At 51.7% G+C, this 14,441-nt stretch carries 14 protein-coding genes; 6 read left to right on the forward strand and 8 right to left on the reverse strand.

Annotated elements, in window-relative coordinates:
* Nucleotides 1-217: 217 nt before the first annotated feature.
* From ACTJIK_RS00090 to ACTJIK_RS00105, 4 genes are all read left to right on the forward strand, one after another.
* Complete coding sequence (locus ACTJIK_RS00090) at nucleotides 218-1,588, forward strand: trigger factor (protein WP_440644197.1); 1,371 nt, start codon at nucleotides 218-220, stop codon at nucleotides 1,586-1,588.
* Complete coding sequence (clpP, locus tag ACTJIK_RS00095; protein ID WP_440644198.1) at nucleotides 1,578-2,297, forward strand: ATP-dependent Clp endopeptidase proteolytic subunit ClpP; 720 nt, start codon at nucleotides 1,578-1,580, stop codon at nucleotides 2,295-2,297. The genes ACTJIK_RS00090 and clpP overlap by 11 nt, the downstream gene beginning before the upstream one ends.
* A 176-nt stretch (nucleotides 2,298-2,473) precedes the next feature.
* Nucleotides 2,474-3,715, forward strand: coding sequence for an ATP-dependent Clp protease ATP-binding subunit ClpX (gene clpX / locus ACTJIK_RS00100; protein ID WP_440644200.1), 1,242 nt, complete (start codon nucleotides 2,474-2,476; stop codon nucleotides 3,713-3,715).
* A 10-nt stretch (nucleotides 3,716-3,725) separates the two neighbouring features.
* Complete coding sequence (locus tag ACTJIK_RS00105) at nucleotides 3,726-3,923, forward strand: hypothetical protein (protein ID WP_440644201.1); 198 nt, start codon at nucleotides 3,726-3,728, stop codon at nucleotides 3,921-3,923.
* Between the two features lie 102 nt (nucleotides 3,924-4,025).
* Here the strand turns inward: ACTJIK_RS00105 and ACTJIK_RS00110 are convergent, their stop codons facing one another.
* Together ACTJIK_RS00110 and ACTJIK_RS00115 are read right to left on the reverse strand one after the other, a co-directional pair.
* Nucleotides 4,026-4,601, reverse strand: coding sequence for a cupin domain-containing protein (locus ACTJIK_RS00110; RefSeq protein ID WP_440644202.1), 576 nt, complete (start codon nucleotides 4,599-4,601; stop codon nucleotides 4,026-4,028).
* Nucleotides 4,602-4,628: 27 nt separating this feature from the next.
* On the reverse strand, nucleotides 4,629-5,504 hold the full coding sequence (locus ACTJIK_RS00115; protein ID WP_440644204.1) for a c-type cytochrome: 876 nt from the start codon (nucleotides 5,502-5,504) through the stop codon (nucleotides 4,629-4,631).
* A gap of 98 nt (nucleotides 5,505-5,602) precedes the next feature.
* Between ACTJIK_RS00115 and ACTJIK_RS00120 the strand changes: the two genes are divergently transcribed.
* Nucleotides 5,603-6,103, forward strand: a complete 501-nt coding sequence (locus ACTJIK_RS00120) for a helix-turn-helix domain-containing protein (protein ID WP_440644205.1) — start codon at nucleotides 5,603-5,605, stop codon at nucleotides 6,101-6,103.
* Nucleotides 6,104-6,335: 232 nt separating this feature from the next.
* Here ACTJIK_RS00120 and ACTJIK_RS00125 read toward each other — a convergent pair whose 3' ends face one another.
* The 6 genes from ACTJIK_RS00125 to ACTJIK_RS00150 form a co-directional block, all read right to left on the reverse strand.
* On the reverse strand, nucleotides 6,336-7,964 hold the full coding sequence (locus ACTJIK_RS00125; protein WP_440644206.1) for an NADP-dependent glyceraldehyde-3-phosphate dehydrogenase: 1,629 nt from the start codon (nucleotides 7,962-7,964) through the stop codon (nucleotides 6,336-6,338).
* Nucleotides 7,965-8,233: 269 nt separating this feature from the next.
* The gene (locus ACTJIK_RS00130) at nucleotides 8,234-9,376 is read right to left on the reverse strand and encodes an acyl-CoA dehydrogenase family protein (protein WP_440644207.1); all 1,143 of its coding nucleotides are present in this window, start codon (nucleotides 9,374-9,376) and stop codon (nucleotides 8,234-8,236) included.
* A gap of 16 nt (nucleotides 9,377-9,392) precedes the next feature.
* The gene (locus ACTJIK_RS00135) at nucleotides 9,393-10,073 is read right to left on the reverse strand and encodes a ComEA family DNA-binding protein (RefSeq protein ID WP_440644208.1); all 681 of its coding nucleotides are present in this window, start codon (nucleotides 10,071-10,073) and stop codon (nucleotides 9,393-9,395) included.
* A 194-nt stretch (nucleotides 10,074-10,267) separates the two neighbouring features.
* Entirely contained in the window at nucleotides 10,268-11,029 is a 762-nt protein-coding gene (locus tag ACTJIK_RS00140) for an MBL fold metallo-hydrolase (RefSeq protein WP_440644209.1), read from the reverse strand.
* A gap of 6 nt (nucleotides 11,030-11,035) precedes the next feature.
* Nucleotides 11,036-11,353 (reverse strand): hypothetical protein, encoded by a 318-nt coding sequence (locus ACTJIK_RS00145; RefSeq protein WP_440644210.1) that lies wholly within the window; start codon nucleotides 11,351-11,353, stop codon nucleotides 11,036-11,038.
* A gap of 17 nt (nucleotides 11,354-11,370) precedes the next feature.
* Nucleotides 11,371-12,924: a response regulator gene (locus ACTJIK_RS00150; protein WP_440644211.1), complete on the reverse strand. Its 1,554-nt coding sequence runs from the start codon at nucleotides 12,922-12,924 to the stop codon at nucleotides 11,371-11,373.
* Between the two features lie 250 nt (nucleotides 12,925-13,174).
* Between ACTJIK_RS00150 and ACTJIK_RS00155 the strand changes: the two genes are divergently transcribed.
* Nucleotides 13,175-14,401, forward strand: coding sequence for an HD domain-containing protein (locus tag ACTJIK_RS00155; RefSeq protein WP_440644213.1), 1,227 nt, complete (start codon nucleotides 13,175-13,177; stop codon nucleotides 14,399-14,401).
* Nucleotides 14,402-14,441: the final 40 nt, after the last annotated feature.

The raw sequence follows: 14,441 nt of genomic DNA on the forward strand, positions 1-14,441 counted from the left end.
CCACTTTACAAGAACCGGCGAAGCTGAGGGACCGGGGTTCCGCGGGGCATAAGAAATGATGCGGAAATGATAAATTGTCTGCCCCCTTCCGGTTGTTTTCTGCTAAAAAGGCAGTAAATCCTGCTTCCGGCCCCGTGGCACAATCTTCGCAGACTAGTGCTTCACAGCCATAAACAAGCTTATTTATTCTGTGTTTTAATATATTAACAAAAAACAAATGGCAACCGTAACCAGAGAGAACATTGGTTTATTAAATGATAAGATCACTGTGAAAGTGAGCCAGGAAGATTACCTTCCCAATTTCGAGAAAGCTGTGAAGCATTTTTCTAAAAATGCAAGCATTCCGGGGTTCCGGAAAGGCCAGGTTCCTGCCGGCATGATCAAAAAAATGAGCGGTCAGGCTCTCTTCCAGGATGAGGTGCTGAAAACCGTAGAAAAGGAACTGATGGGTTACCTTCAGCAGGAAAAGCTGGAGATCTTCGCCCAGCCCCTGTCTCTGGACACAGAAGCCAAATCACTCGATTACGCGCAACCTTCCGAATATAATTTCGAGTTCGAAGTGGGCCTGAAACCTTCTTTCGATGTAGACGGCCTGCTCGCCAAAACCACGCTCACCCGCTATAACGTGAAGGTTACGGATGAAGTGGTGAACCAGGAGCTGGAGCGCCTTCAGCTGAAAGGCGGTAAAATGTCCGAGCCCGAAACCATCACTTCGGACAATAACGTGCTCAGCCTGGAATTCCTCGAAACAGACGCAAAAGGCAATGTAGCCGAAGGCGCTGAAAAGAAAGAGAATTCCCTGCTGGTAAAATCCTTCTCCGAAGCCACGCAGAAAGAACTGCAGGGCAAAAAAGCCGGCGACGCCCTGGTGATCCAGCTGTCCAAGGCATTCGACAAAACCCAGGCTGAAGCCATCGTGAAAGACCTGGGCCTTGCCAACGACAAAGATTCCCTGAAAAAATACTTCCAGCTCACGATCACCAAAGTAGGCCTGATCGAAAAAAGAGAGCTGAACGAAGAATTCTTCAACGAAGTGTATCCCGGCCAGGAGATCAAAACAGAAGAGGCATTCAGGGAAAAACTGAGAGAAGAGATCGGCAAGTACTGGAAGCAGGAAGCGACCAACCACATGCACAACGATCTGTTCGAAACCCTGGTGCACGAAACACCGATCGAGCTTCCCAAAGATTTCCTCAAACGCTGGCTGCAAAAAGGCGGTGAAAACCCGAAAACAGCCGAGGAAGCCGATAAAGAATACCCGAGCTTCGACCATCAGCTGCGCTGGACCCTGATCAGCGACAAACTGATCCGTGATAATTCACTGGAAGTTTCCTTCGAGGAACTGAAAGAAAGCGCCCGTGCAAAGATCATGGGATACTACGGCCTTGGCGGCGAACAGGCAGAGTGGCTGGACAGCTACCTGGAACGCCTGCTGCAGGACGAGAAGTATGTGGATCAGACCTACCGCGAAATGATCACCCAAAAGCTGTTTGACTGGGCCGAAACGAAGGTGAACGTAAAAGAAGAGGAAATTTCTGCAGAAGATTTCGTTAAATTACCTCATAAACATCACCATCATGAACATTAATAACAACGAATTCAGGAAATATGCCATCCAGCACAGAGGAATCAGCAGCCTGGTAGTAGATAGTTACGCACGTGCCCACCAACACCAGATCAATTCCCTGACGCCGTATATTATCGAGGAACGCCAGCTGAACGTTACCCAGATGGACGTGTTCTCCCGCCTCATGGCAGACAGGATCATCTTCCTGGGCGACCCTATCAACGATTACGTGGCCAACGTGATCACCGCCCAGCTGCTGTTCCTGGAATCAGCCGACCGTAACCGCGATATCCAGATGTATATCAACAGCCCCGGCGGCTCTGTATACGCAGGCCTCGGCATTTATGATACCATGCAGATCATCAGCCCGGAAGTAGCCACCATCTGCACCGGCATGGCCGCCTCCTTCGGCGCCGTGCTGCTCGTAGCCGGCACCAAAGGCAAACGCACCGCGCTGAAACACGCCCGCGTAATGATCCACCAGCCGCATGGCGGCGCTGAAGGCCAGACCTCCGATATCGAGATCACCGCCCGCGAATTCGTAAAGCTGAAAAAAGAGCTGAACGAGATCATCGCCTCCCACAGCGGCCAGTCCGTGAAACGTGTGGAAAAGGACGGCGACCGTGACTACTGGATGACCGCAGACGAAGCCAAAGAATACGGCATTATCGACGACGTTCTGGAAAAGAACCCGAAGAAAAAAGCCGTAGAAAATAACAATCCTCAGTAATGCTGAAACGTCCCGCCCCGGCGGGACGTTTTCTTTTTCAACCCCTCCGGGAACAGGGGTTTCCCCTTTTTTTATCCATCCCCGGAATGAGACTTTCTTTTTCACCCTCCCCGGGAAAAAATGCTTAATTTTGTTGTCCCTTCAAGGGACACAGCCTTCATATTAAAATTATTTAGATGAAAGAATCCAAGATTCGCTGTTCTTTCTGCAACCGTAACAAAGACGAAGTAAGGATACTGATCGCCGGAGCGGAAGGGCATATCTGTGAGAACTGCGTGGCTAACGCCCAGGAGATCATAGAACAGGAATTGAACCCGGGCGGGGAAGCCAGAAAGGCCGCTCCTTCCCATTTTGTTCCCAAAGTTGCCAAACCGGTAGAGATCAAGCATTTCCTGGACGAATATGTGATCGGGCAGGACGACGCCAAGAAAATACTGGCCGTAGCGGTGTACAACCACTACAAACGCCTTAACCAGCAGGTTATGGAAGACGAAGTGGAGATCGAAAAAAGCAACCTGATCATGGTGGGCGAAACCGGCACCGGTAAAACCCTCCTGGCCAAATCCATCGCCAAGCTGCTGAACGTGCCCTTCACCATCGTGGACGCCACCGTGTTCACCGAAGCAGGTTACGTGGGCGAAGACGTTGAAAGCATTCTCACCCGCCTCCTCCAGGTGTGCAACTACGACGTGGAAGCCGCCGAGAGAGGCATCGTGTATATCGATGAGATCGACAAGATCGCGCGCAAGAGCGATAACCCTTCCATCACCCGCGACGTGAGCGGCGAGGGCGTGCAGCAGGGCCTGCTCAAGCTGCTGGAAGGCACCGAAGTGCTCGTTCCCCCGCAGGGTGGCCGCAAACACCCCGAGCAAAAGCTCATCAAGGTGAATACGCAGAACATCCTCTTTATCTGCGGCGGCGCGTTCGACGGTGTGGACCGCATCATTTCCCGCAGGATACAGACGCATTCCATCGGTTTCACCGTGAACAAGGAAAGGGAAGAAGACGCCCGCAAGCACATCCTCCGTTACGTGAATTCGCAGGACCTGAAACAATTCGGCCTCATCCCCGAACTGCTGGGCCGCCTGCCGATCGTAACCTATCTGAATACGCTGGACAAGGAAGCGCTGGCAGCCATCCTCACCGAGCCGCGCAATGCGCTCGTGAAACAGTACAAAAAACTGTTCAGGGTAGAAGGCATCGAGCTGTCCTTTACGCCCGACGCGGTGGATTATATCGTGGACAAAGCGCTGGAATACAAGCTGGGCGCCCGCGGCCTCCGTTCCATCTGCGAGGTGGTACTGTCAGACGCGATGTTCAACCTGCCTTCCGCGAACGAAAAAACATTCGTGCTCACCCGCGAATATTGCGCCGAGAAGCTGGATAAGAGCACACTGGTAACCTTAAGAGTAGCCTAAAACAAACCTCATGCAGGAACTGATCCAACAACTGAAAGACAAGGCCGGTATCTCCGACGAGCAGGCCGTTAAAGCGATAGAAGCCGTGAAGGATTTTGTGAAGAGCAAATTGCCGCCGGTGATAGCGGGCAACGTGGATGCGTGGTTCGAAGGAATGGCCGGCAGCGCTGCTTCAAAGCAAGACGCTGCGGACGACTTCCTGGATTAAACAGCCTTGACGATAGAGCGGTAAGCATCGTAACAGAAGCACAGCGCAAGGTCTCCCAGGTTCCTTACCGTAGAAATGATCAATAAAAGCATATGATGATATTTAAGCAGAGACGCCTTCGGGCGTCTCTTGTTGTTTATAATACAGTTCCAGTTCTTTAGCAGCCCCGTTCCTTTTCGCCCTTTTGGCCAGGAAGCTGTACAGCCATACCTGGAGTTTGTGCGGCAGGAAAGTTAGATAACTTTCACCCAATTCCAGCAAAACCGCCAGGTGACCGAGCTTTTTGGGTATCCCCTTTTTATTCACCTTCCCATCCATCGCAAGCCCGTAGGCCACCCGCAGGCAGGTTTCGAACTGCCTCGCCGGTTTCACCGTCACTTTAAACACCACCGGGTGTTTTTTGCTGGGATTAAAAAAGAGATGCTGCATATGAGACGGCACAGATGCCGTTCCACCCCTACTCAGGAAAAGAAATTCTTTTCCCGCGCGCAGGCCCAGTTCCCCTTCCACTACTTCGAAATGTTCCGTAAAGGTGGTGTGGTAGTGCAACCCGTTCCTGCCGCCCGGCGCCAGTTCCACCAGTACAGTTACGTGCGAGCCGCCGGTTTCCGCGGTTGTTTCCAGGAATGTGACCGTATCGCCAACGTAAGGATTCGAGATCGTACGCGGTAAAGCCATGTTTAAACGTTTTAATGCTGCAGGAGGTTACAGCGTTTTGAGATAGAGATAGATCGCCTGTATTTCTTCATCCGTATATTTCTCCGTCATCTTCCAGGGCATGTCGCTGTTCTGCAGCTGGCGCCCGTCGGGCGTTTTGCCGGTACGCAGCACTTTGCTGAACTCGCCCAGCGACCATTTGCCGGTGTTGCCGGAAGCGGTGATGTCGCGCGCGGGTATGCCGCCCGGCACCGGGCTGGGGCCGCCTTTCAGGTTGGGTTTGTGGCAGCCGGTGCAGGACATGGAGAGGTATTCCCCGTATTCCGCCGTGGCGCCGCGTTTCACGGCAACGCCGGGTTTGTGGTGATGATCGATTTGCTCAGCAGGTATCAGCGGAAGTTTATCCAGACCCGACAATACAGTGCCCAGCGGGCCCAGCTTATGTTCCGGGAGCTCATGATCCACCGGAGGAACAGATTTGACGTAAGCAATAAGATTTCCCAGATCATGATCGGTCATTTTATAATATTCGTAAGAAGGCATTATCAGCAAAGGTTTGCCGTTGGAACGCAGCCCGTGGCGCATGGCCAGCAGCCAGTCACGGTCTGAATAACCCGCCGGCCGGCCGCCCTTGCCCGAGGTGAGGTTGGCGGCGATGATCCTGCCCAGCGCTCCGTCGTCGATAAAGATTTTTCCTGAAAGATCTTCGCCGTGGCAGTCCCCACAGCCTTTTGTAGCGTATATATGCGCTCCGTCCGCCACAGATGCCGAATCCGTGGGAATATCGATCATCCGTACATCTACGTGGTAAGTTTTGCTCTTCTTATTATTCACGATGATATACATGGTGAAATAAAAAATAAGTACGACAGCCACCAATACGCCAATGATGCCGCCCGTCCATTTCAGTATTTTCCGCAACATGTTTGTGATTATTTTTGTTGCATCAAAATTATACCGCGTAACCCCCGCGGATAGTACGAGAAACGGATAAACATATACGTAAAACGGATTTTAGAGTTATGACCCCAAAAACAAACGGCGAGGCGTTGAATGCCATCGCGAACCACGCGTTCTTTAGAGACCATGCCACATTTCTCCCCAAAGAACAATCAGCAGAAGACGAGCTGTGGGACCCCCTGCAGGCATTAATGCACTTCCAGGTTACGGCCGGCGTGCAACGCATTTCCCTGGCAGACGCTGAGCGGCTGCAGGCAGTGAAGGATTACCTGCGCACGGAGTACCTGTGCCCGGAACTTAGCCTTGACCTGCTTTGCAGGCGGTTCGGACTGAATGAGTTCAAGCTGAAGAGAGGCTTCAAGCAGCTTTTCGGGAGCACGGTATTTGGTTTTGTACAGGAACTGAAAATGAAAACCGCGCGGCAGATGCTGGTGGAAAAACGAATGAATGTGAATGAGGTGGCGGATCACCTGGGCTATAGTTCGCCCAATCATTTCTCCGCTGCTTTTAAGAAGATGTACGGCTACCCGCCTGCAAAACTGAAAGCATTTATCGTATTCTGACAGCCCCAATAGAAAACCGCCTCGGTTGAGGCGGTTTCACATTTGGAGTAGAAATTTTCTCGATCTTTCTTGTTTTGTGTTTAGGTTGATAAATTGGTAAGGAAAGTAATTAACCCAAATTTAACTTTCTGTTTACACATTTCCATCACACTAAGGTGTAAATATTAAAAAAAATGTAAAAAAGCAAGTGCCGGCCTGCTAAATCTTAACAGACCAGCACTTTTACAAGTTATCAAAATATATACTTTGTTGAAAGAAAGTTCGAGGACTGATCGCTGACGATCTTATTGATCAGCGCTTTATTCTCTTCTGTTTGTTTGGTAGCCACCAGCGAGCGGATACTGAACGCCCTCAGCGCGTCAAAAACAGAAAGTGTCGCTTCGGCGGAATCTTTCCTGCCCGTGAAGGGGAAAATGTCCGGCCCGCGCTGGCACTGGCAGTTGATGTTCACGCGGCTCACCTGGTTCACCAGCGGGTCTATCAGCGACGCCAGCTCTTCCGCATCGTTGGAGAACAAGGCCACCTGCTGGCCGTGATCCGCTTCGATGAGGTAATTGATCGGCGTTTCGATGCTGTCGAACGGGATAACCGGTATCACGGGGCCGAATTGTTCCTCGCGGTAGAGTTTCATTTGTTCATTCACAGGATACACAATGGCAGGATACACAAAAGAGGCATTTGCAGCCCCGCCATGCGTGTTGATCACCTTTGCCCCATGTGCTACCGCATCGGCCACGCAACTCTGTAAATAACCCGGTTTCTGCGGTTCTGGCAGGGGTGTGAGGAACACGTCCTTCTCCCAGGGCATGCCGAATTTCAGCTTGCCCACAGCGGCGCTCATTTTTTCAAGGAAGGCGTCCGCCACTGAGCTATGCACGAAAATTATCTTGATGGCGGTGCAGCGCTGCCCGTTGAATGAAAGCGAGCCGAGCACACATTCTTTCACCGCAAGGTCGATGTCTGCCTTGTCGGTGATGATGGCTGCATTTTTTGCATCCAATCCGAGAATGGCGCGGAGGCGGTTCACCTTCGGGTGCATTTTCTTCAGCTGGTTGGCCACCTTGCTGGACCCGATGAGCGTGAGCACGTTGATCTTGCCGCTTTCCATCAGCGGCGCGATGATCACGTTGCCGCGGCCGTAAATGGTATTTACCACGCCTTTCGGGAAACAATCGCGGAAAGCTTCCAGCAGCGGGTAATGCAATAAGGTGCCGTGTTTCGGAGGTTTGAACAGCAGCGTATTGCCCATGATGAGCGCGGGAATAAGCGTTGTAAAGGTTTCATTCAACGGGTAGTTGAACGGCCCCATGCACAGCACCACGCCGAGCGGGCTGCGCCTGATCTGGCCGATGATGCCCTGTTCTATGGCAAAGCCGGACGATTTGCGGTCCAGGTCCTTCAAAGCATCGATGGTCGCGTTGATGTATTCCACCGTGCGGTCGAATTCCTTGATGGAATCTGCATAAGACTTCCCGATCTCCCACATGATAAGCTGCACCACTTCCTGTTTTTTGGCGATCATTTTGCCGGTGAACTTCTCCACGCAGGCAATGCGTTCGGCAACAGACATGGTAGGCCATTCCCCGCGCCCGTCGCGGTACGCGCGGATGGCGTCGTTGAGGGAGGCCATGGCTTCTTCTTCGCCGCAGAGCGGGTACGAGCCGATCACTTTGCGTTCGAGGCCATTGGGCGTTTTGATGCAGATGGGAGATAATACGGTGTGCACATCGCCGGTCCAGGGTTTCATTTCCCCGTCCGAGAGGTATTCGCGCTGGTGGATTTCGGCCGGCAGTTTAAATTCCTCCGGGATGGCGTCTTCTGTTAGGAAAAGATGGTCTAATTGTTCTTCAAAAGTGGTCATAACTCAGGGTAATTAAATAAAAAATCAGGATAATGTATTGTTGCTCATGCTATAACAGGTGTAAAGTACGAATGTCCAATAATAATTTTGCAACAGCACATGATAAATTAATATTGCTCCGGATGCACTTCCTTCGGCAATGCAACCGATTGCAAAATTAAGACGTTTGGGGTTGGGAATTGTCATGCAGGGTTAAAAACTTCATAACTAAAGAGGGTGTACCAATACCGGCACACCCTCTCCTTATGTTTGACCACTTGTTTGATGTTTTATTGTTTCAATGCTTCCCTCGCGATAACGATCTTTTGTATTTCCGAGGTGCCCTCGCCGATGGTGCAGAGCTTGGCGTCGCGGTAGAATTTTTCTACCGGGAAATCTTTGGTGTAACCATAGCCGCCGAAGATCTGCACAGCTTCGTTGGAGGCGGACACAGCAATTTCCGAAGCGTAGTATTTGGCCATGGCGGCTTGTTGGGTCATGGGCAGATGCCTGTTCTTCATATCCGCGGCCTGCATGGTAAGCAGTTCGGCGGCCGTGATCTGGGTAGCCATGTCTGCCAGCTTGAAGGCGATGCCCTGGAAATTGGCGATCGGCTGGTCGAACTGGTGGCGTTCTTTAGAGTATTTCACCGCAGCATCGTATGCGCCTTTTGCAATGCCGAGGGAAAGCGCGGCAATGGAAATACGCCCGCCATCCAGCACTTTCATGGATTGGATAAATCCTTCCCCTTCGTTGCCGATCAGGTTTCCGGCGGGTATGCGGCAATTATCGAAGATCATTTCCGCGGTTTCGGATGCGCGCATGCCGAGCTTGTTCTCTTTTTTACCGCCGCTGAAACCCGGCGTTCCGCGCTCTACGATGAACGCGCTCATGCCCCGGCTGTCCCTCACTTCGCCGGTGCGGGCGATCACCACGGCCACGTCGCCGCTTTTACCGTGGGTGATCCAGCATTTGGTGCCGTCGATCACCCATTCATCGCCTTCTTTTTTTGCCACGCATTTCATGTTCATCGCGTCGGAACCGGTGTTGGGCTCTGTAAGGCCCCAGGCGCCGATCCACTCCGCGGTGGCAAGTTTGGGCAGGTATTTCTGTTTTTGTTCTTCGTTGCCGAATTGCAGGATATGACCGGTGCAAAGCGAATTGTGCGCCGCTACGCTGAGGCCGATGGCGCCGCAGATGCGGGAGATCTCGCTGATGACCGTTACATACTCAAGGTATCCCAGGCCGGAGCCGCCGTATTGTTCAGGCACCAGCACGCCCATAAGGCCCAGTCCGCCCATCTTTTTGAAAAGTTCTGTCGGAAAAACCTGCGATTCATCCCACTCCAGCACGTGGGGCTGGATATGTGTCTTACCGAAATCCCGGATCACCTGGGCTATCTGTTGTTGCATGTCCGTTGGCTGAAAATTCATAACCTGAAAATTGGGTTTAATTGATCGCTAAGTATTTTTCAATTTTACGATAAATGGAGTCATCTACCAAAGCGAGGGCACGGAGTGCCTCTACCTCCCTGAAAGGCCCGTGGGCACTGCGATATCGTACAATCACACGGGCCAGTTTCGTGTTGATGTATGGATGTAGGGCCAAAGATTTATCATCTGTATCGTTCAGGCTGATCTTTCTTAGAGAAACATCACCCAGCCGGAGGAACGGTTGAATTTTATTAAATACAGAATCCGCCAATCCATATACTTCCCCTACCTGCCGGGTATCATAAAAGCCTCCGAGCCGCTCCCGGAAGCCCACAATCCTCTTTGCGAGAGTTGGCCCGATGCCCGGCAAACGTTCCCATTGCGCGGAATCCGCGGCGTTGATATCTATAACTGGAACGGGCATACGTCTTCCGCTGAACGGGCTGCGGCTTCCATAATAGGCATGCCTGCCGCTGTCGTGGTGGAAATTACGCCAGCCCTGCCTGCCGCTGTCCCGGTAAAAATTGCGCCAGTGGTGTTTTCCGTCATCATATTTTCCGCCGTAACGCCTTTCATTTTTCCAGCGCCCGCTGTCACGCCAGCGGGAACGGTATTGCTGCGAAGCGGCTTCCCGCTCTGCCTCCATCAAAGCGGCAATTTCACCGGCAACGGCATGTAATCCTGAAGTATCCGCCACAGGCGGCTGATGAAAAAAATGATCCCACGCGGAAGGCAGGCATTGCAGGAGCAGGATAAGGCTTAACAAACAGGCAATCCCCCGCCGCTCCTTGCGGGAGAATTCAAAAAACTGGTTCGGCACAAACAATGGTTATTGATCTTCGCCGAATGTCTGATTAATTTTTGAATGGAAAAAATTTTCAATGAAGGGCATCACAATTCCACTTCCAGTCCATCATATGCAAGGTGCATCCCTTCGGGCAACGTGGGTTCCACCTCGGCATGCAATCCAAGCTGGTGGCTGATATGCGTGAAGTATACCTTCGGCACTTCCAGTTCCCGGCCTAAGGCGATGGCTTCTTCCAATGTAAAATGCGAGATATGTTTTTCGCGGCGCAGCGCGTTCAGCACGAGCACTTTTGAGCCGCGGATCTTTTCCTTCTCTTCGGGTGAAATATAATTGGCGTCGGTAATGTAGGTGAAATCGCCGAAGCGGAAGCCCAGCACGGGCATTTTATGGTGCAGCACGTTAACGGGAATAAAGGTCAGCCCGTTGATGGTAAAAGGATCATCGAGGATGGTACGCAGGTTCAGCTCGGGAATGCCGGGATATTTAAAGTCCGCAAAAGCATACGAGAACTCGCGGATGATCACGTTCTGCGAATAGTCGGACGCGTAAATATCGATCGGCTGCTGCTGGAAAAAATTGAACGCGCGGATATCGTCCATGCCCGCGATGTGATCTTTATGGGAATGCGTGATCACGACGGCCTCCAGGCGTTTCACCTGTGCGCGGAGCATCTGGTAGCGGAAATCGGGCGTGGTATCTATCACGATATTGCCCCCTTCGGACTGGATGAGGATGCTGCTGCGCAGGCGCTTGTCCCGCGCGTCTGCGGAGGCGCACACGCTGCATGGGCAGGCTATTACCGGCACGCCCTGCGAGGTTCCCGTTCCAAGGAAAATAACTTTCACGGCTGCTTATTCTGTTTCGGATTCGGAGGGAGGAGTTTCTTCGCCGGCGGCTTCAGCATCTTTGCTGTCCATCACCTGGCGGTACAGTTTCTGGCTTTCCGGCGTCAGGAAGCCTTCTTCCAGGTTAATGGAAGGCAGGATGTCCATCAGCGTGTTGATGCGGCCTTCCACGTTCAGGAATTTGTTGATCACCACCACTTTTTTGTGCTCCAGTACGCAATAACCGGAATTGAAGGTGCCTTTCTCATACCGCAAAATATACTTTGCCTCCTCAAATATCTTTTCCAGCTTCGCCAGGTTGTTGGGGGTACTCTTCAGATTCATATTGTCTCCTTTTTATGCTATTTGCTTACCATCCTCGCCACGGGCACGATCATCTCCTCGAGTGAAATGCCGCCGTGCTGGAAGGTGTTGCGGTAATAGTTCACGAAATAATTATAGTTGTTGGGATAGCAAAGATACCCGTCTTCGCGGGCAAAGATATAAGAAGAATTGACATTCGGCTTGGGCAGCCCTGCATCGCGGGGGTCGCGGAAGGCGAGCACTTCCTTCGGATCGTAGTTCAGGTTGCGCCCGTGCTTGTAACGCAGGTTGGTGGTGGTCTGTTTGTCGCCGATCACTTTCACCGGCGTTTTTACGCGCACGCTGCCATGGTCTGTAGCCACAATAAGATTGATCTTCTTATCGGCCAGCCGCTTCAGCGCCTGGTACAATGGCGAATGTTCGAACCAGCTGGCCGTGATGGAACGGTACGATATCTCGTCGCCCGCCAGCTCTTTCAGCACTTCCATTTCGGTGCGGGCATGGCTGAGCATGTCCACGAAATTATATACGATCACGTTCAGCGGGTAATTGAGCAGGTTGTGCATATTGTTCACCATATGCTGCCCGTCTGCGTGATTGGTCACTTTGGTGTAGGAAAAGCGCGGGTCCATTTTGAGGCGGGCCAGCTGCGCGGCGAAGAAAGCTTCCTCGTACAGGTTCTTCCCGCCTTCTTCGTCGTCGTTCTTCCACTCCTGCGGGAACTTCGCTTCGATGTCTACCGGCAGCATACCGGCAAATATGGCATTGCGGCTGTATTGGGTGGAAGTGGGGAGGATGCTGTAAAAGGTATCTTCCTCCACCATGCGGAACGATTCGCCGAAAATGGGCTGAATGGTTTTCCACTGGTCGTACCGCAGGTTATCTATAAGTATAAAGAAGTTGGGCACGGTGGGATCCAGCAGGGGAACGACCTTCTGGCTGAACAGGGTATGGCTCATCACCGGCACGTCCTGCGTTTTGGGCTGCATCCAGCTGCTGTAGTGGCGGCTGATGAACTTGGCGAATTCGGTATTGGCCTCGGCCTTCTGGGAATGCAGCACTTCCAGCATTTCGGGCGCATCGCTCTTGCTCATTTCCATTTCCCAGTACACGAGCTTTTTATAGATCTCCGCCCATTCCGTATGGTTCGGGTTATCGTTCAGCGCCATGAACAGCGTGCGGAACTGCTGCTGGTAGGCCGTGGTGGTCTTTTCAGCCACCAGGCGCTTGTTGTCTATGATCTTTTTAAGGCTCAGCAGCACCTGGTTGGGGTTCACCGGTTTAATGAGGTAATCGGTGATCTGCGAGCCGATAGCTTCGTCCATCACGTTCTCCGCCTCGTTCTTGGTGATCATCACGACAGGTATCTGCTGGTCCATTTCCTTGATCTTGCCGAGGGTTTCGAGACCGGTGATGCCGGGCATGGACTCGTCCAGCAGCACCACGTCCACGATATTGTCCTTCAGGAATTCCAGCGCGTCGTAACCATTGGTAAGGGCGGAAACATTGTAACCTTTGCTTTCGAGGAAGATAATCTGTGATTTGAGCGACTCTATTTCATCATCTACCCAGAGTATGTTGATTTGATTCATGTTGTTCCTTTAGGATATTGACAGGATCCGGTTGTCAATTACGAATTACGAATATATTTATGATTTATTGCTATTTATTTGGAATAGGTCAAAAATCATACCCGCCACCCGGGTTTGGGCAAGGACTTCGCTCCCGGAGGAGGGTACTGTATTAAAAATTTTGTTAAATTATCGGCTGCCGCTTAATACCTTGTGGCCGGAAAAGTTACCTTCAATGGTGTAGATTTGTACCGATTGATCATAAAAACAGATGACTGACCGCAAACGAAAGATCGTAAATGACCCGGTATACGGGTTCATCACCATCGATCATCCATTGATTTTCAGCCTTATATCGCATCCATATTACCAGCGCCTCCGGCGTATCCACCAGATGGCCCTTGCGCACCTGGTATACCCGGGAGCCATGCATACGCGTTTTCATCACAGCATGGGCGCGTATCACCTGATGAGCTGTGCGCTGAGTGAACTGAGGGGAAAGGGCGTTGTTATTACGGAGGAAGAGGAAGTGGCCGCGAAAATGGCTATATTATTGCACGACATCGGGCATGGGCCTTATTCCCACGCCCTGGAACATACCCTGGTGGAGGATGTGTCGCACGAGGAGATCTCCCAGTTGCTGATGCAGACGCTGAACCGGGAAATGAACGGGGCGCTGGACCTTACCCTGGCGGTCTTTAACAACCGGTACCCTAAAAAATTCCTGCACCAGCTGGTTTCCAGCCAGTTGGATGTAGACCGGATGGATTACCTGAGCAGGGACAGCTTTTATACCGGGGTATCCGAAGGAGTGATCAGTTATGACCGCATCATCAAAATGCTCACCGTTCACGACGGGGAGCTGATGGTGGAGGAAAAAGGGATCTATTCCATTGAAAAGTTCATTGTAGCGCGCCGGCTGATGTACTGGCAGGTGTACCTTCATAAAACCGTGCTGAGCGCGGAAAGTATGCTGGTAAAGGTGCTCCGCCGGGCCAAAATGCTGGCCGGGAGGGGCGTAGAGCTGTTTGCCTCCCCTGCCCTCAGGTATTTCCTGTACAACCGCATCGGGCGGGAGGAATTTGAGCGGGACCAGGAATGCCTGCGACAATTTTGTTTATTAGATGACTATGATATCATGGGCGCCATTAAAGTATGGACCCAACACCCGGACAAAACGCTCAGCCTCATTTGCGGCTGGCTGGTGAACCGGGAACTTTTTAAGGTCCAACTCAGCGACAAGCCGTTCGAACCTGGGCTGGTGGGGGATTTTAAGAAAAAAGTTCGTGAGCGCTGGGGGTTAACGGAAGAGGAAGCGGATTATCTCGTATTTACAGATACCGCCAGCCTCAAAGCCTATGATGCAGACGACGAGGAGATCAACATTTTATTTAAGGATGGCCAGGTGAGAGACATTTCTTCTATCGATAATGCCCTTGTATCGCATACTTTGGCAAGACCGATAAAAAAATTCTACATTTGTCATCCAAAATTCTAGGCTAACAACGTTTTATACGAACTCAACATGTTAGGGAATA

Origin of the sequence: Chitinophaga sp. 22620 (genome assembly GCF_052044405.1) — a bacterium.
Taxonomy (GTDB): Bacteria; Bacteroidota; Bacteroidia; order Chitinophagales; family Chitinophagaceae; genus Chitinophaga.